The following is a 20754-nucleotide window of genomic DNA, read 5'->3' as shown; positions in this document are numbered from 1 at the left end:
GCTGAGAGTGATACTGGCCGGTCGATTTAAAAATAATAATAATAATAAAAAAAAGGAACACGTATGTCAGTAGAAGCATTATATAAAGTGATTTTATACCCATTTATCAACGAGTCACTTGCCAGTTTAAAAACGATGACAAATCTTGTTGGCGAGGCGGGTGAGGCTTTTGTCGACAGCGTCGATGATTTTCGTTTTAAAGGTTACGCGGTATGTTCCCAAGTCACTGGTGGCTTAGATGGGGTTATCATGATGCACCATTACCCAGAAACGGCTATCGCGATAGGTAACTCAGTTTGTCAGCATATGTTTGAAGAAAAATATCAATATACTGAAATCAATAAAGAGTTAAGTCATGCCTTAGCCGAATGGGGTAATACGATTGTGGGTCGCTCAACCGACTTACATGGCCGTTATAGCTTAGATTATAAATTTTCTAGTCCGTACTTTGTTCACAATGTAAATGACATGGAAAAATACTTAGCGGGTGTTACCGAGGTTATCACCGTGCCGATCACTATCGAAGGAGTTGGTCGTTATTATTTTAATCTCTTGATCCGCCATGTTGAATATCAAACTATAGGTATTAAACGAGAAGCCAGTACCGGTATGAGTAATCCTCACACCCAAACATTACCGCTAGACAGTAAAATACTTTTAGTTGATGACAGTGCCATGATCCGTAAAGCACTCAGACGTTATTTATTACAGCTTGGTTATAGCAATATTATTGAAGCTGAAGATGGTTCGGTTGCCGTTACTATGGTGCGGGATCACAAGCCTGACTTTCTATTTCTAGATGTTGTTATGGGGCAAATGAATGGTGACCTAGCATTAGCAAAAATAAGAGCTGATGGCAGTAAGGTTCCTGTGGTTATGTTATCTTCAATAACAGATCAAGTGCTGATTAAACGTTGTGAAAGCCAAGGTATTTCTGGCTTTATTTTTAAACCAATCAAGGCTGATACTGGTGCAGAAGTTATTAAGCAATACTTAAAAATAGCTTAAATAGCGCCCCCGTTGATAATAATGTCCACCGGTTTATCAACAAGGTTTTGAACGTCATAGGTTACAAATGACATGACTAATTCACGGTTACTTTTTTAATTGTCAGCTAATACTGTTAATAGAAAGAGCACGCTACTTTGCGCTTGTGGTGTCTTTTTCTAGCATCAGGCCAATAGTATTTAGATGAGGATGTAAAATTATTCGTCCACCTTTCTCGTGCAATTTTGTCCATTTTAATTTTTGAAAAATCATAATAAAACATCAATTTAGTATTTTTGTTGGCTTTATGCTGAGGGCTGGGTAACCCATTAGGTGACTAGTATTTGCAGTGATATAAAAGGCCATTGCAATGGCAACCGCATACCTCAAAAAAAACCTTATCTAATAATAAAATAGTAACCTTAGTCGTGGTAGCAGAGGGCTTGTTTATCATCACTTACAAAGCTACTAACTAAATATTGCCATTAGTATTGGTCGTATTTCCTTGCTACCTTCACTTAGTCTATCAATTTTTGGCTCGTTCGCTTATTTTTAATAGCTAGATATGTAAAAAAGACGGATACAGCCACTTTTCTAACCGAAAGAACAACAAGAGTAAAGAATGTAATTGTTGATGCTTTGTTCTTTTTTAGTCGACATATTAAAGCGAATGTTAGTGACCGGTATGAAGATACGATAGTAAGTCAGGTTGGTTATGTAGCCTAGTAACTAAACCATACTTTTTTTTGTGTAGGTTTTTCTCTATTTCTCTGCCTGACATTCCACAATAAAATAATTCATCCCCGTTCCAAATAGCATAAATACCAGCAGCTACTAGCTAGTGGTATTTCTTTATTAGGCCAATCTGAAAATTTATATCTATCGGAGAATTGCATAACTTACCTAGTCAACTGTTAAAAGCCACTTAACAGCTTGTTAAGTGGCTTTTAACAGATTAGTTCTACTCATTTGTTTCACAATACATATTAAATAAAAAATGTACTTTTTGACCTGTCTCATAGATTGTACCACTCGAACGATTTATGGTGATGTCTGTTAATTGCCTCTCAGAAACAGAGATGTTATCAAATCCGTAATATACTTTATTGTATTTACCTTTATGTTGATTACACATTTTTTTCAATTTATCTTTTTGTTGATTATAAAGATACTCCAGCCCCCTAGAAAACCCGTCACCAGATACTGTTTCTCCATAAGAAAAATACTCTGTTTGGTATGTTTGAATTGTTATTGATGAGTTTATATCTCTAATACTCCCCAAATAAGGTGGTAGATATTCGAATTTGGTGTTTTTTATATTATCATTAGCTTCAGCTATACCAATACTGGTAAGATTTAGTAACATCAACATTGCTAATTTATTTTTCATTCTCATTCTCCATTTTATTTAATATTCACGTGACTCTATTGCCACTTAACAGCTTATTATGGAAACTTCTCAGTAATATCCAAAATAAGATACTCTATTATTATCAACATTTCAGTTGGTTGAATTTAAGTCATTGTGTTTTATGATTATTGCTAAGGATTCTCAGTAATATGACTCTAATGATTCATTAGAAAAAATATGGGAAAATTTTTAAGTTAATTTCCACTTTGCGCACTAAGTTGTCAGTTTGGTAAAGACCTGCCACGGCAAGATCATTATAAATTGAATTCTTGATGTAGCTGTGATCAAATCAATGCCTAACAAAGCATTGGTTTTCCAGTATGATCACTACTTTTATAAAGAATTTTTTTTGAATCAATTGATAAATATTAAACTACTTTATCGTTATCTTTTTATTAATAATATCTAAGTTAAATCTTGCACCACTATGACCTTGCTTCGCTGCTTTTTCATACCAAGCCAATGCTGCAGCCAAGTCTTTTGCAACGCCCCAACCATTTTCGTACGAAATACCTAAACCAAATTGTGCCGAAGCATGTCCTTGATTAGCGGCTTTTTGATACCAGGCCACGGCTTGCACGTCGTCCTTTTTAACACCTAAACCATTTGAAAATATAACGCCTAGCTCATTCTGTGATTGCGCATGTCCTTGATTAGCGGCTTTTCGATACCAAACGACTGCTTTTTCCATGTTTTTTTTAACATCAAAACCATTTGCATATCTATATCCTAAAGAAAATTGTGCGAAAAAATGCCCATTATCTGCAGCTTTTTGGTACCATGCTACCGCTTTCACACCATCCCTTTTAACGCCTGTACCATCCGAGTACATACCAGCTAACCTAAGTTGTGCATTAATGCTCCCTTGATTTGCGGCTTTTTGATACCAAGTTACCGCTTGTTCACTGTCCATTTTAACGCCTGTGCCTTTGTCGAGCATAACACCTAGGTTAAATTGCGCTTGGGTATTTCCTTGGTTGGCAGCTTTTTGAAACCAAACTATAGCTTGAGTAAAGTCTTTTGCTACGTAGGCTGAATAGCCCTTTTTATAATTGTCACTAGAAAATACAGAAAAGCTTAAAAAAAGCCCTAAAACACAAAAAATAAATTTTATCAAAATACAGATCACCCTTATCGATGCTTTATTTATACAATACAATCATAGCGTTAAAATATTAAACACAGGTAACAGTTAAATTTCCATTCTATTTGCAAGGCAATTTTCTAAGCTAAGACACCTAACTTATAGGAAATACCTGCCACCTATTTCTTGGTTAATACGTACCCGCTTGGCTTTTATTTTTTCAGCTTCCCTTAGGTATTAAGCCCCTTAATTCTACCTACTTGCCTTTTACTAATCATCTGAATTCAGCCTGTTTGAAGTATCTCTTTAATGTAGCGAGTAGCACTCATATTTAAGATATCTATAAAATGTTTAATCTATACTATTGCATGATATAAAGTGCTTGAACAACTATTACAACTCACTAGTCTTCTACTACTTGTTGCATTTTCAGATCCTAGATTACGTAAGCTTTTGGAGTTACAATGCGCACATGAAATGCCATGAGACGTTTTGGAATTAGGATATTTATGAAGGTAACTCTCCAATGTATGAGGATACTTCCGCTTCCAACCTTCTAAATGATACCAGGCAGCAAAAACACAAATAATAAAAGTAATAAAAATCATAAAAAGCCATAGTACAGTCACAACATTCTTCCTTAAAATAATACAGATAGATGATTTATTTTGACTTAATATAAGTTCTAGCTAATTAAGTAAAAAAAATATTTTATACTAATTACTATCGATAACCTACAAAAAAAACATTTCGAACAATTCCGGTTAAAAAACTTAAGCCATTGGTTTACTTACGGACTTTGTTGCGCACAATAATATTTTTCTTGAGCTTTTTCAGGTAAGCTCATTGACTCAATTTTTCAAACTCAGCCAAAACAACTTCTTTACTCTATGCTAGCACACCTTCAAGGCGGCGTAGCAAGGTAAAAGGTAGAATAATACGGCCATACTGAGATTGCTTGAAATCACCACGAAGCAAGTCCGCTATTAACGAACGAAAAGCGGCTAGGTTATTCGGTGTTTAATTCATTGAATTTCTATTCATTAGAGCTTACGTGCTGCATTCGGCGTAAGGAAAATCAATTTTAGTTTTGCTAACCCGACTATACTTTTCAACAGCCTTTAAAGTATTCTATACATGAACAACATGCTCTTCTTGTTTATCAAGATTAGAGCCTCTGGGGAGAAATACATAGCTTTTGCTATTAACCATCATCAAACCAACAAAAGAGGATTTTTCAATATATCCTGCGGTTGTTAACCCTCTGGAGGATAATGCTTTAGTCACATTTCTGGGTAATTTAGAAAGCAAAGCTCTATCTAAATATATCGTTGGTCCATGACTAGCTTCATTCGTTTTCATTGCCATCTTTCGTGACGGAGTTATCCTGTTCAATAGGGAGTAGCTGCTCTTTTACTAAGCGATAGAACTGGCAACTAAACACAGGCCTTTTGCTTTGATAAAGACGAGTTAATTGTCCATAAGTATTTATTTCTGAATGAAAGACTACATCTGATATTCCATGTCGTAAAACATCATCCCAAAGGTACATAAATAGCTTACCAGTTAGAGATTAATTTCTATTTTCGTTAATCAACTCATTGTCAGATAAAAAGAATCGGCCTAAGTGCTTATATTCAGGAATGCCATCTTCTGTTAAAATTTGATTGATGGCTATTGCAAAGTCTTTCCAGCTAATTCATTTTTTTGAGGAGCAGGAGCTTGATGCGAATATCTTTAATCATCCTATTGTCGTTAAATCCCTAATTAGTAGGATTTATTCGCGATTTACTTTGTAAGCACTTATCATCCTATTAAAATAGGATTATTGTTTAATTACAATTTATTGTGTATATTAATCCTATTAAGATAGGATTAATATATTATGGCAAAACGAGTTATAGCGACAAAAGCACCGAACTTAGACCTTCCTGTAGATATGAAGCGGCTGGGTGAATTTGTTCGCTTTAAAAGAACCTCCTTAGATATAACAATTGAAAGTGCTGCTAGCCTCTGTGGAGTATCTAAACAATCCCTGAATAACATTGAACTAGGTGTTGATTCAGTAAAGCTAGTGACGTTATTTAAAGTCACTAAGCAACTAGGCATTTCATTATGGTTTGATAGCCAGAATACTGAAGGCACTAAGGAGATAGATGATGAGTGGCTCTAAGTCATTTCCTTGTATATCTATATTCAGTCAATCTGAAACAGTAGGTACACTAGAGTTTATTGAACCTGGAAAATGTACCTTTTCATATGATGATTTTTGGATAAAGAATAGATTTCCAATTTCACCTTGCATCCCGTTTGATGTTGAATGTTCCCAACAAACTATTATTAACTTTTTAAGAAACCTTTTTCCTGAGGGCGATGCTTTTGACCTCTTGTTAGCAAGCCAAAACCTAAGTAAAAATAACTTGTACGCCATTCTAATCACAATCGGCATGGACACTGCTGGTATTTTGTCTTTTTCTGATGTTGAGTATCAAAAAGAAAAAACAGTGCTTCGTGAAATTACGGAACAAGAGTTGATTCAAAAGCTATCATCAAATGATATTCAAGAACTGGTCACTTGGGATGGTAAATATCGTTTATCTGTTGCAGGGGTTCAAAATAAACTGAATGTATTTATAGATACTGATGGTCGCTTTACGCTGGCAAACGGTAAATATTCGAGTACACATATTCTAAAATTTTCATCAAAAAAATATGAAAGCATTGTGATCAATGAACTCTTTTGCATGAGGTTAGCTAAAGAGGTTAAGTTAAACGTTGCTAATGTTTCATATAGAAAATTTGGAAAACACGATAGCTTAATTGTTGAACGATTTGATAGGAAAGTCACACCTGAAGAAGTTAAAAAACGTCATATCATAGATGCATGCCAAGCCTTAGATTTACCCCCTGAATATAAATATGAACATAACTTTGGCTCTGGTGAGCATGTGCAGCATATTCGGGACGGCGTGAGCTTCAATAAATTATTTGAATTGGCAAAAACTTGCTCAGTTCCAGCCATAGTTACGCAAAGCCTAGTCGATTGGATGGTATTCAACTTAATTATTGGAAACAGTGATGCACATGGTAAGAATGCGAGCTTTTTTATAAGCTCTAGCGGTATGAGCATTACGCCTTTTTATGATCTTGTTTCTGTAACCTATGAAGCATCCAAAAATATAAACATAGATACTGCCTTAGCGATGGCTATTGGAGACAATTTTGATATTGCTAACATCACAGCTTATAACTTACTGTCGCTTGCAGATGAAGCAGGTATTTCTTTTAGCTTTTTGAGGAAAAGAGTAGCTAGTTTATCCACTCTTATAACCAAAAAAATAGATAACTTAAGCTTCGATGAATTTACATTGGATGAACCAAGCTTATTAATTATTGAGGAATTGAAACAACTAGTGACTCAACAAGCTAATTCGTTATTTGATGAAACAAGAGAAATGGATATGGTTGCTAAAGAGGCTTTTTAGAAATTAAGGCTCGACTCCAATGTGGAGTCTCTGTTGACTTATTTAGTCATCATTCTTTCTCCTAATCATTGAGTTTAAGGATGAACGATTTTTCGGATATGAATTTGAGTCATCACTTGAATGCTACTTTTATCAAAAAACAAGCAACTTCAGGTGATATTGCTAAGTTGGAGGGGCTAAACTAAAACAGCTTAACCCCTTGTTTTATATGGCCTGAATATACATTTATTATATACTCTTACTAAACCTTAAAAATTTATTTGATATTCTATGTAAGCGTATATAAAAATACAAAATAATTAATTAGCTCTAGCGTAAATTATTTTTAATTAATCAGTAACCAATTTAGTAACCGCGGCCTTTTAGGCTTTATTTCGCTCAATAAACAACGCAACTAGCCCTTGGTTAATGTAATAGTTACTTCTTCCTATTTTTTCTTTATGTAGCAAGCCTATATCAACTAATTGTTCAAGATATTTGGCTGCTGTTAACCGGGTAATACTTAAATCATTCATCACAAATTCAATTTTTGTATAGGGATGATTAAATAAGTTATTCAGTAATTCTTGGCGATATATCTTAGGTAGCTCACTACGAATTTTTTGTTTAAAATTACGCATAAGCACTTTGATATTTTTAATCATCTCGATTGTTGCTTTAGCCGTTTCAGCTATACCTTCTAGCATATATAACAACCACGGTTCCCATTCACCTGTTTCTCGCACCGCTTGCAATTGTTGATAGTAATCTTTTTTGGTTTCAATTAAGTAGCGACTTAAGTAAAGCACGGGTAAGTCAAGCAGGTCTTGCGCGACCAGATAGAGCATATTAATAATACGCCCAGTTCTACCATTGCCGTCATAAAATGGATGAATACTTTCAAACTGATGATGGATTATTGCCATTTTAACTAACGGGTCAGCACTGCATAGCTCATCATCATTGATATATTGCACAAGATTATCCATTAAGCGCTCAATATCTTGCGGATGCTGCGGTGGTGTATAAATAACTTCAGCGGTTTGTGCGTTTTTAAGCTCAGTACCTGGTAACTTACGTAACCCTGCTTTGTTACGCTCTAACGTTTGTTGAATAGCCAAAATATCAGCTAACCTAATTAAACCGGAACCTCGAACTAATGCAAAACCTTGCCTTAACGCTATGGCGTAATCTTGTACTTCTTTGGTTGTAGGGTTTAACACTGCTTCAGTTAATAGCTCAGCCTTAAATAGTTCATCATGAGTGGTAATAATATTTTCAATTTCAGAACTATGTTTAGCTTCTTGCAGTGTCAGCGTATTGATTAGAATGGCTTCATTAGGAATGGATTCTGCCACCCCTTTTAATTCAGCGAGATAACGGTGCGCTATGGCTGTTTTTTTTAAGACCGCTCGAGTTTCCCAATGTTCGATATTGGGTAAAGGCAATTCAGCTATTGGCAGGCTCATTATCCGATCTTTTGATATGTATATAAAAAAAGATAGTTTATACACATAATTACAACATGTATAGAAAACACAAATATTTATACACATAACAGTGTCATGTATAAATATCTCAATAATTTATATACGTTAAAAATCACTACTTTTTCAATGAAATCACGTGACACTTTTTACGATCCTTTGTTAAGTTGAAAATGAGCGAGCTAAATTCATATTATTTTTAAGAGGAGCTACCTAAAAAACCATAACACTCTGTATTTTATTAGTTTAATTTTTTACCATTGTTTTTATATGAAAAAAACCTGAAAATACAACTGCGAAAACTGGGTACGAAAAATTGCTAAAGTGCGAATAATAGATATTAAAAAATTGACTCATTAATTATTCTTAATTCATTTATTTAACATTTGATGGGTAATTAATGAGTCAACGAGTAACTTCTCGTTTAGCACATTACCTTTATTATTAGACCTTAGTTTGATGACATTACATAAATAACTGTTGGCAGGCTTATTATGCCCTTTAGTGTGGTTTTAATAAGATAGCTTAAGCGGTATATTGCTCGATTAATTAAGGCTTTATCTCCTCGGTATATAACATAATAAGGCTTATCAACAAAGTACACGCTGCCTTGACAATGTTGTATCCACGTCAGTCAAGGAGGGTTACTAATGAAATTAGTAACCCTTTTAGTAAGCACTTATTAGTTAACTTTACGGAAAAGTATAGAACAAGAGAAAACAAAAAGCCTCACAAAAGTGAGGCTTTACAATGAATTATTAACAACAGGAAACAAGGAGGAACGCTATTCTATGTTCTGGATCTGCTCACGCATCTGCTCAATTAACACTTTTAACTCAACCGCTGAGTTGGTGATATCGGCATTAATAGATTTTGAACCTAAGGTGTTTGCCTCGCGGTTAAACTCTTGCATCATAAAATCTAAACGTCTGCCTTGTGCGCCGCCTTTTTTCAATATGCTGCGGGTTTCTTTTACGTGGCTAAATAGACGGTCAATTTCTTCGTCAACATCCATTTTTTGTGCCAGTAATACCAGTTCTTGCTCAACACGTGATGATTCAAGTTCAATGTTGGCATCCGCAAACTTGTCGGTAATGCGCTTACGTTGCCATGCTATGATTTCTGGCATGTGGCCTTTGACTATATCGACTTGCTCGATAATACCATCTAAGCGCTGCTCAAGAAGCATCTTAAGGTTTTCACCTTCATCGGTACGAGCAACAATAAAGTCTTTTAATGCTTGGTCAAAACCGGCCAGTACTTCTGCTTGAATGGTATTCATGTCAGCTTCTTCCGCTTCCATCACACCAGGCCAGCGCATAATTTCAACGGGGTTCACCGTCGCGTTATTGGCTAAGCTTGCAATAGTATTGGCATGGGTCATTAATTCGCCAGCTAGCTCTGTATTTAAGGTGATTTTACTTTTTGCTGCTGGGTTAGCATTAAAACGTAAATTACATTCTACTTTTCCGCGATTTAATTGCTTGCGAAATCGTTCTCTTAATACTGGTTCTATGCTTCTAAATTGCTCGGGTAAACGAAAATAGGTTTCGAGGAAACGTTGATTAACAGAACGGATTTCCCAAACGGCATTGCCCCATTCGCCCTTAATTTCATGGCGTGCGAACGCTGTCATACTATGGATCATTGAGTCTCCTAAATTTTTTAAATTAACATTGTGGTGAATTATGCCCTAGCTACTACTGGGTATCTACATTAATAAGCTGTAGTTTGCGAGATCATGGTGGCAATATACCCGCTCTACGTCAATATTAAGCCTTTGCTTGCTGCCAACGCGCTTTAATATGGTCTGCTACGCGAAAAGAGTTGGCATAAATGGTGAAAGTGTAAGGCACACTGCCGCCTGTTGGCATAAACGAGGCGTCGGTCACAAATAAGTTTTTAACCTCATGTGTTTGGCAGTTTTTATTCAATACTGACGTTTTAGGGTCATGACCAAAACGACAACCACCCGCCATTAAGTTGGTGGGTGGCGAACTGCTCACCGATGATGAAACGTTGCTCGCGCCCATTTCTACTAATAACTTTTCAGCTTTTTCAGCGAGATATTCACCTACAGCTAAATCGTGGTTATGTGCGCCAATACGTACTTTTGCCACAGGGTCGCCCCACTTATCGGTGACTTCGTTATCTAAGGCAACAAAACAATTATCGGTGGGCAACCAGTCATTAAACACTTCAAAACGCAGTGTTTTATAACTAGTGAATTCAGTTTTCATGCTTTGTTTGAGTGCTTCACCCCAAACTAGTGTTTCACTATTTTGGCTTTCATCATATTGCCACTGCGTGCCTTGTGCACGCGAAATAGGATTTTGATAAAACAAGAAATCTATGGTGCCGCCTTTGGCTTTGCCGTCGCGATTAATGCCGGTAAAAGCTTTATCATCAATTTGATACCAGTCTTGTAACGCACGATTAATAAAAGGCCCTACTTGGGTAAGTTGTGTTTTTTTCTCGTCGGTTAAGTCTTTATAAAAGAAATCACCACGACCCGTTCCACCAGCACTAAACACTAAGTTTTTACCGACTTGGCCGGTATTGTTGGCTAAACCGTTAGGGAATTTCTCACCTTTGGAAGCCAATAACAAACGTGAGGTTTCAATGGCTTGGCATGCCACTACATAATATTTAGCCTGAACAGTTTTTTTGCGCCCTGCTTGGTCATAATAGTGCACGCCAGATATTTCACCTTGGCTATCGGTCGCAATGTTATACACTTTTGCATGGGGTGTTATGGTGCAATTGCCCGTAGCCACGGCGTGGTTCAATAATGCCGCTCGGCCACCACCTTTCGCGCCTGACGAACAACCATAACTGCTGCAATAACCTGAATATTCACAGCTATTTCTGCCCATTGCCGGTTGAGATAATATCGCTCTAGGCACTGGCACTGTGTGATAACCTATTTTTTCTGCACTTTTGTCTATCCACGATGAAATGGCATGTTCAGCCAAGGGTGGGTACGGAAAGTCGGTTGAACGAGGTTCTTGATGTGGATGTGCAGTGGCTCTGCCTGATACACCAACCACTTTTTCAACTATCGCGTAGTAAGGTTCTAGCTCATCATAACTGATCGGCCAGTCAACGACATTTGCACCTTTAATGCTGCCAAATTCAGTTTTCAAACGAAAATCTACTGGCTTTAAACGATGAAAGTAGCCACTCATAAAATTTGACGAGCCACCAACTACTGTGCCATTCCAAAAGCTCCAACCCGATTCACTGGTTGCTTCGCCTTGCCAAAAACTTTCACCTGCGGCGTTTTCATATTCTTCTTCAATAACATGCTGTTCGTCTTCAAGTTTAGGGTTGTAAGCATCACGTAAGCTGATCGCGAGTTCATCTTTATAAAACTCTTTTTCTGTTAACCAAGCGCCTTTCTCTAGCACTAACACTTTAGCGCCTGCGTTGGCTAAGGTATAAGCTACTGGTGAAGCGCCTGCGCCACTACCCACTATACAAATATCATATTTCATGCTTTTCGAGTTCCTATTTGCTTGCCCATATATTGCTGATGGCTGACAATTTGTGTGCTTGTTGTCTTGGAAAACGGCGCTTTGTTACTCAGCACAATAGGTTGTTTACCGGGTAATTCATAATAACGCTGCCCAGCTTGAGGTAAGGGAAAACCCGCTTGATGATCTAACCACTGCCAACCTATACCATTAGGATTACCGCCATAACTTGGCGGAGTCAGCATGGCCTCGAAAATATAGCTAACTAAATTACTTAACCAATTCTCGCCCGCGCGTGAGCGACTAATGGCCCGCAATATTTTTTCTTTTTCATCAAAGCTTAATAGCACAAAGTTTTTCTGTAATTCACTGTTGCTGAAACCATTTAGCCAGCCAACGCCTTTATAAATAAATTCAATTTCATCACTGTCGGTGGGCTGTTGAAACACGACATTATATAAATACTGTGTTGCTTGAATTTCTTTTGCACTAGGGCCCGTTGGCGACTCAGGTAATAAATGCGCCAGTACCGCTTCAAGGGTTAACCAGGGGTCAGTTTGCAATACCTGAGCAAATTGCTCACTAGCCAGTGTTGACCAAGCACGTAATGGCATAGCGGCAACCATAGTCGCGCCCGCTGCAGATTTTAGTGCACTGCGCCTGGAAACTTTCTTTTGTAGCCATTTGGGCGTGCGAAAATTTTCATCAAAAAATGAGTTCACTGGCGACATTGCTTTGTTCGTTGTTTGCTTTCGAACCATGGTCTTAACCTTTTGCACTTGAATCATTTAAATTTTCCTTATTATTTTTTACCTGCCATTTTGTGAGAAAAGTCAGCCAGTACTCTGCAGAATACTGCAAGTCGTCAAGTAATTCAGCGGTATCTTTGGACAACAACATTTGGCCGGTATTGGTTGAAACATACATATGCGGGTAACCTTGCACGGGTGGCAACGACTTCATAAAAGCTTCGTTTTCATTGCTGTCACTCACGCTTATTTTAAGCAGGACATAATTATCATGCAGCGCTTGATAAATTTCAGGATTTTTCGCTAGAAAAGCATCCATTTTATGACACCAAGTACACCAATTTCCGCCAATTTCAATTAACACATTTCTGTTACTGGCTTGCGCGATGGCAATGGCTGCTTGCGCGTCTTTAAACGGATCGCGCTTATCGTCATAAACTTTACTGTATAACGGCAATTCGTTTGCAGTGGCAATTATTGACGGGTGTGCAGAAGCTTGCGCACTTGCTGGGCTGGTGAACAGTAAACTTGATAACAATACACTGGCTAACCATAAAAAAATAAACAGCTGAAATTTCATAAATTCTCTCTACGTCAATAATATTCAATGGCAACTAACAACAAACTCACAATAGAGTGACCTTATATTAATTAACTATATTTCAAATTACTTGTCACGTCATTATGTCAAATTGCTATCCGAACGATTATAATGCGCAGCAATTATACTATGATAGGAAATGCAACATGCGTCCAAGCGGCAGAACTTTAGGGCAAATACGTCCTGTAACCATTACGCGTCAATTTACCGCTCATGCAGAAGGCTCAGTGCTTATTGAGTTTGGTGATACCAAAGTTATATGTACCGCTACAGTTGAAACCGGTGTACCACGTTTTATGAAAGGCCAGGGCAAAGGTTGGATCAACGCTGAATACGGCATGTTACCTCGCTCTACTCACACGCGTATGCGTCGCGAAGCCGCCAATGGCAAACAAAGTGGCCGCACCTTAGAGATTTCTCGTTTAATAGCGCGTTCATTACGTGCTGCAGTTGATTTGGCTGCCTTGGGTGAAAACACTATTACGATTGATTGTGATGTTATTCAAGCTGACGGCGGTACACGTACTGCTTCAATTACCGGTGCTTGTGTCGCTTTGGTAGATGCATTAAACCATATGCGCGCTAAAGGTATTATCAATAACAACCCCCTTAAGCACATGATTGCTGCTGTTTCTGTTGGTATCTATAAAGGTGAAGCGATTTCTGATTTAGAATATGTTGAAGATTCAGCCGCTGATACTGACATGAACGTCGTCATGACCGAAACCGGCAAGTTAATTGAAGTGCAAGGCACAGCCGAAGAAGAACCCTTTAGTTTTGACGAAATGCAACAAATGCTAACACTTGCTAAGAACAGTATTAACGAACTGTTTGATATTCAAAAAACTGCTTTAAATTAAGCCAGACAGGAGCTAATTATGAAAGATTATCAACGCGAATTTATTGAATTTGCTTTAGCTAAACAAGTGTTACGTTTTGGCGAATTCACCTTAAAGTCAGGCCGTATTAGTCCTTATTTTTTTAATGCGGGTTTATTCAATACCGGTGGTGATTTAGCCCGTTTAGGACGTTTTTATGCCGCGGCATTGCAAGATTCTAGCATTGACTACAATTTGTTGTTTGGCCCTGCTTACAAAGGCATTCCTATTGCCACCACCACAGCAGTTGCACTTTCTGACAGTTACAATATTGATATGCCTTATTGCTTTAACCGCAAAGAAGCTAAAACGCACGGTGAAGGTGGCAGCTTAGTAGGCTCACCCCTTGAAGGTAAAGTGATGCTGGTTGATGATGTAATTACCGCAGGCACTGCCATTCGTGAATCAATGCAAATTATTCAGGCTCACGGAGCTGAATTATCCGGTGTACTGATTGCCTTAGACCGACAAGAAAAAGGCCAAGCAGAACTTTCTGCCATTCAAGAAGTTGAGCGCGACTTTAATACCAAGGTCATTTCTATTGTCACCTTGGCTGACTTAATCAGCTACTTGGAAGAAAAACCAGACATGACTGACAGCTTGGCTAGCATTAAAAAATATCGTGAAGATTATGGTATTTAAGTAATAAATTAACTCTTGCTATAGTCAGCAAATGGTAGAGTTACCAAACGTAAAAAGCCTGCAAAATTGCAGGCTTTTTTGTTATTAAAAATTGTATCACAGGATCAGTGTTCACTAGGCCGTTAGCTCAAATTGATAGCTTGCTGATTTTTCATAGGCTTGATTAATAGTAGCGTAAAACTTTTCAATGCGGCCCGCTCTTTCATCAACCGCTAATGGTCGGCTTGGCACTAAGGCTTCTTGCGCCGATAAGGTTTGGGCAATTTGACGATCAAAAGCTTTACTACTGTCATTATTTTCAAGGCTAGTGTCACTTTGCAGCAGCGCTTTATCAGGATATAACTGACCTAACGGCGGCTTAGCCTCAACATTGTCAGCGCTGATATTCGTTAACTCTGCCTGAGCCTCTAAAATAATACTAGCCGCCGAAGCAGCAACGCGAATATCTTGTGCTGATGGATTAGCTGGTGCTAAGGCTGCAGCTTGCACTTTATTCATTTTAGCAATGGTTTCTGTTGGCTCACCTGCAATGGGCGTTAAATCGACAGAGACTTCACCAGCAACAGCATATTTTTTACCATTGGGCCCAATTTCATATGAATAAGATGGCGCGCCAGTAAGTGAACCACCAACTCCAGCATGAGCGTTTTCATGATTACGCACCGCTTTATCGCGACTTTCCAAGCTGCGAATAATTTGTGTATTTGCTAACTCTTCCGCACTCGATTGTTGGTCACGACTTGAACTTGTTTGCCACGGCTTTGCTTCTCCAGAGCCATCACTGTTTTGCTTATTAGCCTCTTGTTCTGAGTGCTTTGCTGAGTCTTGCCCTGAACTATGGCCTGAGCCATCACCTGAACTATTGTGTGAACTATTACCAATAACATCGTTAGCGAGCTCAGCTTGTTTACGTAAGCTGGCAAAATCTACTTGCTGATTGTTTTGTGCGGGAGTGCGGCCACGCTCTTTGTCAGAGGCCGGACCTTTTTCGGCGCCTGATTGACTCGATGGCTCAGGTTTTGTGATGACTTCTCTTTGCTGATTTTCACGACGTAAGCTATCTGTCTGCAGGTTTACCACAGTTTGTATGGGTAGATGAGTGTTTTGTGGCGTGATATTCATAACCGCTAAACGGTAACGTCCAATAACGAGCCTAAGTTTTCATCGGCTGATTGCATCACTTCAACAGACGCCTTCGCTTGAAATTCTGCCACACGCAAATCTATGAGTGACTGCGTTAGCTTTACCGGACTATCACCCTTTTGTTGAGCTAGCTCGTTAACATTAGCCACAGGAGCATTACTTGCTTGTGCGACGCCATAAGACTCAGTCGCTAGGCTGGTACTAGAAGCTATATTTTCGGCCGCTTTATAAACATCTTCATTCGCTTTTTGAAGGCCTTGTACACCAAGATTAAAGGCGGATTGAATTTCCACAAAATACTCCTCAATGATTACTGACACTTACGCTGTACTTATACTCTGTACTTATCTGCTAAATTTACGGTTCAATTTAACATTCAGCTACCTGGTTAATTATCAACCAAAAGTGTTAAAAAGTAAACCGTTACTCTTTAACTAAGATATTCAGTTAACCAGCTTTTCAATATCGCTAAAAACTCAGCCTGATGAGATATAAATGGCGCATGTGAGGCTTGTTCAAATATATAACTTTGGCTGTGAGGGGCAAGTTGATCAATTAAGGCAATAACTTGTTTGGGTACTAAACCATCAAGCTTGCCGTATAGGCGCAAAAATGGCTGATGAATATTTTGTAGTTGCGCAGACAAATCTGAGCTTTCTAATAAACTTAATGAGTCGTCTAACACCTGTCGCGTAGGTTGTTCATATTGCATAACTAGCTCGCGAATTTGTTTAATATCTTGGCGAATATGTGGACTACCCATAGCTTGAATTTTCAAAAAATTACTAATAGTTTTTGTCGTGTCTTGGGCAAGTTGTTGGTGAAACAAGGCCAAAACACTTGCTTTAATGCCTGGCCAATTATCTTGTGCTACAAACTGGGGTGAGCTCGCCACAGTAACTAGCCCTAACACTTGCGTTGGGTGCTGAATAGCCATTTGACTGGCGACTAATCCCCCTAAAGACCAACCAATATAAACGGCGGGTTTGGCCACCGTTTGTACAATAGCCTCTGCTATCTCAACTAATGAATATTGAGCCAGTTGTACTGATTTATTAGTCGCAAAGCCCGGCAGATCAACGGTGATCACTTGAAAGTTGGCTTGGAGCTGCGCTAAACAGGGTTGCCAAACAGCCGAATTAAGGCCCCAACCATGGATGAAGACCAAAGGAATGCCTTGGCCTTGGCTGGTAATTTTTAATCTTTCTGCCATGCTATTTTTCATGCTTAGTGTGCTCAATATCTGGTAGGCGCACAGTTTAACCAAAGGAGGCTGAAAATGGAATTTAGCAGCAAGCGCAACAGGGAAATACTATTAACTTTACAGCAGACATTACGCCAAGAGATAAAAAAAATCAGCCTAAAAATAAGCTGCTGCTCCTTATGTGGTAACTCTTGCCAACATCACCCATTACTTTGTCAGTATTGCCAAGCAGATTTACCTTATTTTAATCACCAACATCTGCCTTATGATTTATTATTATGGCCCGCCGTTACAAAACTGATCCCCATAAAACATTTTGATCACCTATTAGCCATTGCACCTTATGTGTGGCCCTTCAATACTTGGATTAGTCAGTTAAAATATCAACATAAAACCGAATTAGCCGAGCTGTTATCTTATCTACTTATTCATCACTGGCAGCAATATCTTAACCATGAACACACAGATTTAACGCCCGACAACACCCGGATAGTACCGGTGCCATTACATTTAAAAAAGTGGCAAGAACGCGGGTTTAACCAAGCAGATCTGATTGCGCGCAAGTTCGCCCAAGGTGTTGGTTATCTTTATCAAGCAGATCTAGTTATCAGGAAAAAATTGACAGACAGTCAGGTGGGTAAGTCAGGTAGCGAACGCAGAAAAAATTTAAAACAAGCTTTTAGCTTAAATATCAACCCAAAGACAAGCTTACCTGAGCATGTTATTTTGATTGATGATGTGGTGACCACAGGCACAACCGCCAATGAAATTTGTCAGCTGCTAAAAAAAAATGGAGTGCAAAATATTACACTCCTGAGTTTATGTTTAGCGATACCTAGCTAGCGCTTTATTCTGCCAAGTTGGCACTAAAAGCTTTAGCAAAGAATAAACTGTTGGCAATAATCTTCATGCTGCCCAAAAAGTAGCCACGAAAAGCTAGGTTGTCAGTACTAGCAATAATGCGACCTTTACCGACATTGTGAGCCACCAGTGTCGGGTTATTCGCTAAACGATTCACTAAATTTTTATCGGTATAACCACTAAGCAAAGGTACATTACTGTATTTTGCTACTGTTATAAATGGCTGCGATGTTTGCTCCATAATTATGGTGCTATTTCGAAATACTGGTAACTTACTGTTTTGATAACCGTATGCTAGCGGATGACTGACATCTAATTCGGCTTGAAAAATAGCGCCAGCAATACGTTTGCGACCCGCCAATTGCTCTTTATCACCGTAAGTTAATTTATCCGTATCAAATAACTGGTCAATATGCGCTTTACTGACAAAATCAATTTTTAATAATTCTATTTCTGAGAACCAAAGCGCGGCGCGTTTTTGACCAAATAACACACCACCATTAGCTAACCATGAAGTAAATTTACTCTGTACCTTGCTGTCTAACCCAGTATATCGACCATCTACCATAATTATATGGCTATAGTCAGCTAAATTAATCGCAGCTAAGCGTGGCATTTCAACGACCGTGACCGGAATCTCCAGTAGACTATCAAGATAGTAAAGCATCTCACCTGCTTCATATTGAGATACCCCCTTACCACCCACCAATAATACTTTCGGCGCTAAAACTGGGCGAAATGAACTACTGCCAATATCAATGCCCTTTGCGGTTAATCCCGTATCTAAAGCGTTAAGCGCTATATGGCTTTTAGCCGCAAAGTCAATAAGAATACTACGCCAGTTTTCCACTTGCTGAGTACCCGCTGGTATAATAATAGTGCCTTGTTCGAAGGTTTTAACTTCGCCATTAACTGTCGCGGAAAACGTCTTAGTGGCTACTTTTGCCTTGATCTTAGCCTTGGTAATTTTATTTAACAGTTTGGGCGCTAAAAAATCATGCCATTCAAACGCATAGGCGTAAGCAGAACTGCTTACATCAGCAGATTTTACAGCACTAGGCTGCCATGGTTTCTCTTCAGTTTTTAACCCCCAAGTACGTCCAACAGGCGCAAATTTTATGTTCATGGCGAGTGGTAACGTCCAGCCTGAGACATCGTAAAAAGTATTATCTTGAAAACTTTGTTGTTGATTAAATAGGGCTTTAATCACTCGGTATTGAGACTGTTCTAATGGAATATAATAACTATACTGAGCAAAATAAGTTAAATCATTAATTTTATAATCTTGCTTAAGGGGATAAACCTTAATTTGATGTTGCTGCAACTTATTTAAAAAAGTCTCTAGGCGATAATGATCTTTAGTTTCAGTAAAAATATAACCATTAAAGTTTTCATCACTGGCTTGTTTTTGTGCCTGTTGATAGAAGTCTTGTCGATAAGCTTTAAATTTCCCTTGGTTTTTCCACGCACCTTCAATGGTTGATAACGACGTTAACACATGGTTTTGTATGCCGTATTCAAAGGTCAGTAAGCCATTAACGGTATCTTGCTGTAAACCTCGACTACTGGCTTGTTCAAACAAAATACCAATGCCACCATTAATGTCTGGATACGTTGAGCCCTTGCCGTAATAAAAATCATCAAAGCTTTCTTCGCTGTAATATAAACGCTCTTTTTCATCGAGGGCTTTGGCGTGATAAGTCGCAAGTAACTGCGTTAACTCGGTATTTTTTTCTGGTGTTAGAGGATGAGTTCGTGTGGGAATTCCTGGCTGAAAAAAATAGCTGCCATTGGCGCCCATTTCATGAAAATCACCTAAAACATTCGGCTGGTATTGATGAAAATAGGGTAGGCGATTTTGACTTTCTTTTTGCGACAATAGCAACCAATCTCGGTTTAAATCAAAACCAAAATGATTGGTACGGCCCGTACGCCAGTTTTGATGATGTTCGATATGGTTTGGATCTGAGTTCTTAGCTATACCGCGATGTGTCGCCACCCAATTAACAAATCGATCCATGCCGTCTGGGTTAATGCTCGGCTCTATTACGATAATAGTGTCGTTAAGCATATCGGCCACGGTTTTATCTTGCGATGCCGCTAAATGATAAGCCAGCACCATAGCCGCATTAGTACCGCTAATTTCATCACCATGCACACTATAACCTAACCAAACCACAATAGGGTCTTTTGCAGAAGCGACTATATCTGAGCGCCGCGCTAAAATATTCTCAAGGTTATTTAAGTTTTCAGGACTTGAAATGGTTAATAAAATTTGCGAGCGAAACTGTGTAGTTCGACCCATTTCTTCAATTTGGAGTCGAGTTGACGATGCCGCGACTTGCTCTAGATAGTTTATTACTTGATCATGGCGTGGATGGCGTTCACCAATACCAAAGCCCAAAGCGGATTCTGGCGTTGGCACTTTTTCGCTATAAACTGCGCCTTTGGGCAAGTATGTACTTACATCGGCACTAAAAACGGTAAACGAAGCACTTAATAAACAAAATATTACAATTCGATACAACGATAACAACATGCGAGATCTCCTGATTCAATAGCTAGATAAAATAACAAAATAATGCCATATGAACTAGTTATCTCGTAATAATTGCCCATTTATCTGTTTTATTGTTAAATTTTCAACTGCTGGCTATATAAATTATGCTATCTAGGACTAGCACCAAATGACAGACAAGAGTAAAATTGTTATACTTGAGTAAAATAGTCGGGTATTGAAAAGTTCAAGCCCAGTAGGGAGAGTAAA

At 38.4% G+C, this 20754-nt stretch carries 18 protein-coding genes and 1 pseudogene; 6 read left to right on the top strand and 13 right to left on the bottom strand.

Going from position 1 to position 20754, the window contains the following annotated elements; translation table 11 throughout:
- Positions 1-63: 63 nt before the first annotated feature.
- Entirely contained in the window at positions 64-1008 is a 945-nt protein-coding gene (locus tag H4J54_RS13025) for a response regulator (RefSeq protein WP_182191321.1), read from the top strand.
- Between the two features lie 940 nt (positions 1009-1948).
- Here the strand turns inward: H4J54_RS13025 and H4J54_RS13020 are convergent.
- From H4J54_RS13020 to H4J54_RS13010, 4 genes and pseudogenes are all read right to left on the bottom strand, one after another.
- Positions 1949-2377: a hypothetical protein gene (locus H4J54_RS13020; protein WP_182191320.1), complete on the bottom strand. Its 429-nt coding sequence runs from the start codon at positions 2375-2377 to the stop codon at positions 1949-1951.
- Between the two features lie 394 nt (positions 2378-2771).
- The gene (locus H4J54_RS13015) at positions 2772-3515 is read right to left on the bottom strand and encodes a tetratricopeptide repeat protein (protein ID WP_182191319.1); all 744 of its coding nucleotides are present in this window, start codon (positions 3513-3515) and stop codon (positions 2772-2774) included.
- Between the two features lie 861 nt (positions 3516-4376).
- A pseudogene (locus H4J54_RS19240) lies at positions 4377-4469 on the bottom strand (type I restriction-modification system subunit M N-terminal domain-containing protein); the annotation flags it as partial.
- 144 nt (positions 4470-4613) lie between these two features.
- Positions 4614-4844 (bottom strand): hypothetical protein, encoded by a 231-nt coding sequence (locus H4J54_RS13010; RefSeq protein WP_182191318.1) that lies wholly within the window; start codon positions 4842-4844, stop codon positions 4614-4616.
- Between the two features lie 523 nt (positions 4845-5367).
- On the opposite strand from H4J54_RS13010, the gene H4J54_RS13005 reads away from it, so the two are divergent.
- The gene (locus tag H4J54_RS13005) at positions 5368-5655 is read left to right on the top strand and encodes a helix-turn-helix domain-containing protein (RefSeq protein WP_182191317.1); all 288 of its coding nucleotides are present in this window, start codon (positions 5368-5370) and stop codon (positions 5653-5655) included.
- Positions 5639-6967 (top strand): HipA domain-containing protein, encoded by a 1329-nt coding sequence (locus H4J54_RS13000; RefSeq protein ID WP_182191315.1) that lies wholly within the window; start codon positions 5639-5641, stop codon positions 6965-6967. Before H4J54_RS13005 ends, H4J54_RS13000 begins: the two co-directional genes overlap by 17 nt.
- 362 nt (positions 6968-7329) lie before the next feature.
- Here H4J54_RS13000 and H4J54_RS12995 read toward each other — a convergent pair whose 3' ends face one another.
- From H4J54_RS12995 to H4J54_RS12975, 5 genes are all read right to left on the bottom strand, one after another.
- Entirely contained in the window at positions 7330-8415 is a 1086-nt protein-coding gene (locus H4J54_RS12995) for a Fic family protein (protein ID WP_182191313.1), read from the bottom strand.
- Between the two features lie 802 nt (positions 8416-9217).
- Complete coding sequence (locus tag H4J54_RS12990; protein WP_182191311.1) at positions 9218-10081, bottom strand: YicC/YloC family endoribonuclease; 864 nt, start codon at positions 10079-10081, stop codon at positions 9218-9220.
- A gap of 124 nt (positions 10082-10205) precedes the next feature.
- On the bottom strand, positions 10206-11930 hold the full coding sequence (locus tag H4J54_RS12985; protein ID WP_182191309.1) for a GMC family oxidoreductase: 1725 nt from the start codon (positions 11928-11930) through the stop codon (positions 10206-10208).
- Positions 11927-12697, bottom strand: coding sequence for a gluconate 2-dehydrogenase subunit 3 family protein (locus H4J54_RS12980; protein ID WP_182191307.1), 771 nt, complete (start codon positions 12695-12697; stop codon positions 11927-11929). Before H4J54_RS12980 ends, H4J54_RS12985 begins: the two co-directional genes overlap by 4 nt.
- Positions 12675-13238: a thioredoxin family protein gene (locus H4J54_RS12975; RefSeq protein WP_182191305.1), complete on the bottom strand. Its 564-nt coding sequence runs from the start codon at positions 13236-13238 to the stop codon at positions 12675-12677. The genes H4J54_RS12980 and H4J54_RS12975 overlap by 23 nt, the downstream gene beginning before the upstream one ends.
- A gap of 167 nt (positions 13239-13405) precedes the next feature.
- On the opposite strand from H4J54_RS12975, the gene rph reads away from it, so the two are divergent.
- A complete protein-coding gene (gene rph, locus H4J54_RS12970) occupies positions 13406-14119 on the top strand; it encodes a ribonuclease PH (protein WP_182191303.1) in 714 nt (237 codons plus the stop codon).
- A gap of 18 nt (positions 14120-14137) precedes the next feature.
- Positions 14138-14779: an orotate phosphoribosyltransferase gene (gene pyrE, locus H4J54_RS12965; protein WP_182135799.1), complete on the top strand. Its 642-nt coding sequence runs from the start codon at positions 14138-14140 to the stop codon at positions 14777-14779.
- Positions 14780-14893: 114 nt separating this feature from the next.
- Here the strand turns inward: pyrE and H4J54_RS12960 are convergent, their stop codons facing one another.
- The 3 genes from H4J54_RS12960 to bioH all read right to left on the bottom strand — a co-directional run bounded on the left by H4J54_RS12960 (position 14894) and on the right by bioH (position 17147).
- Positions 14894-15901 carry a putative metalloprotease CJM1_0395 family protein gene (locus H4J54_RS12960; protein WP_182191301.1) on the bottom strand — a complete coding sequence of 336 codons (1008 nt, stop codon included), beginning with the start codon at positions 15899-15901 and terminating at the stop codon, positions 14894-14896.
- Positions 15902-15906: 5 nt separating this feature from the next.
- Positions 15907-16215 (bottom strand): hypothetical protein, encoded by a 309-nt coding sequence (locus tag H4J54_RS12955; RefSeq protein WP_182191300.1) that lies wholly within the window; start codon positions 16213-16215, stop codon positions 15907-15909.
- A 137-nt stretch (positions 16216-16352) separates the two neighbouring features.
- Entirely contained in the window at positions 16353-17147 is a 795-nt protein-coding gene (gene bioH / locus H4J54_RS12950; RefSeq protein WP_220464200.1) for a pimeloyl-ACP methyl ester esterase BioH, read from the bottom strand.
- Between the two features lie 54 nt (positions 17148-17201).
- Here bioH and H4J54_RS12945 point away from each other — a divergent pair, with 54 nt between their 5' ends.
- Positions 17202-17969, top strand: a complete 768-nt coding sequence (locus H4J54_RS12945) for a ComF family protein (RefSeq protein WP_182191299.1) — start codon at positions 17202-17204, stop codon at positions 17967-17969.
- A gap of 4 nt (positions 17970-17973) precedes the next feature.
- On the opposite strand, the gene H4J54_RS12940 is transcribed toward H4J54_RS12945, so the two are convergent.
- The gene (locus tag H4J54_RS12940) at positions 17974-20526 is read right to left on the bottom strand and encodes a M14 family zinc carboxypeptidase (protein WP_182191297.1); all 2553 of its coding nucleotides are present in this window, start codon (positions 20524-20526) and stop codon (positions 17974-17976) included.
- Positions 20527-20754: the final 228 nt, after the last annotated feature.

Source organism: Colwellia sp. MB3u-8, from assembly GCF_014076985.1.
Classification (GTDB): domain Bacteria; phylum Pseudomonadota; class Gammaproteobacteria; order Enterobacterales; family Alteromonadaceae; genus Cognaticolwellia.
Note: the sequence above shows the minus strand (reverse complement) of the source record. Positions and strands in the feature narration are given on the sequence as shown.

What these genes read in the sequence shown, in the direction of transcription:
- H4J54_RS13025 (WP_182191321.1), top strand. Translation starts at nt 64, where the DNA reads ATGTCAGTAGAAGCATTATATAAAGTGATTTTATACCCATTTATCAAC.
- H4J54_RS13020 (WP_182191320.1), bottom strand. Translation starts at nt 2,377, where the DNA reads ATGAAAAATAAATTAGCAATGTTGATGTTACTAAATCTTACCAGTATT.
- H4J54_RS13010 (WP_182191318.1), bottom strand. Translation starts at nt 4,844, where the DNA reads ATGAAAACGAATGAAGCTAGTCATGGACCAACGATATATTTAGATAGA.
- H4J54_RS13005 (WP_182191317.1), top strand. Translation starts at nt 5,368, where the DNA reads ATGGCAAAACGAGTTATAGCGACAAAAGCACCGAACTTAGACCTTCCT.
- H4J54_RS13000 (WP_182191315.1), top strand. Translation starts at nt 5,639, where the DNA reads ATGATGAGTGGCTCTAAGTCATTTCCTTGTATATCTATATTCAGTCAA.
- H4J54_RS12995 (WP_182191313.1), bottom strand. Translation starts at nt 8,415, where the DNA reads ATGAGCCTGCCAATAGCTGAATTGCCTTTACCCAATATCGAACATTGG.
- H4J54_RS12990 (WP_182191311.1), bottom strand. Translation starts at nt 10,081, where the DNA reads ATGATCCATAGTATGACAGCGTTCGCACGCCATGAAATTAAGGGCGAA.
- H4J54_RS12985 (WP_182191309.1), bottom strand. Translation starts at nt 11,930, where the DNA reads ATGAAATATGATATTTGTATAGTGGGTAGTGGCGCAGGCGCTTCACCA.
- H4J54_RS12980 (WP_182191307.1), bottom strand. Translation starts at nt 12,697, where the DNA reads ATGATTCAAGTGCAAAAGGTTAAGACCATGGTTCGAAAGCAAACAACG.
- H4J54_RS12975 (WP_182191305.1), bottom strand. Translation starts at nt 13,238, where the DNA reads ATGAAATTTCAGCTGTTTATTTTTTTATGGTTAGCCAGTGTATTGTTA.
- rph (WP_182191303.1), top strand. Translation starts at nt 13,406, where the DNA reads ATGCGTCCAAGCGGCAGAACTTTAGGGCAAATACGTCCTGTAACCATT.
- pyrE (WP_182135799.1), top strand. Translation starts at nt 14,138, where the DNA reads ATGAAAGATTATCAACGCGAATTTATTGAATTTGCTTTAGCTAAACAA.
- H4J54_RS12960 (WP_182191301.1), bottom strand. Translation starts at nt 15,901, where the DNA reads ATGAATATCACGCCACAAAACACTCATCTACCCATACAAACTGTGGTA.
- bioH (WP_220464200.1), bottom strand. Translation starts at nt 17,147, where the DNA reads ATGAAAAATAGCATGGCAGAAAGATTAAAAATTACCAGCCAAGGCCAA.
- H4J54_RS12945 (WP_182191299.1), top strand. Translation starts at nt 17,202, where the DNA reads ATGGAATTTAGCAGCAAGCGCAACAGGGAAATACTATTAACTTTACAG.
- H4J54_RS12940 (WP_182191297.1), bottom strand. Translation starts at nt 20,526, where the DNA reads ATGTTGTTATCGTTGTATCGAATTGTAATATTTTGTTTATTAAGTGCT.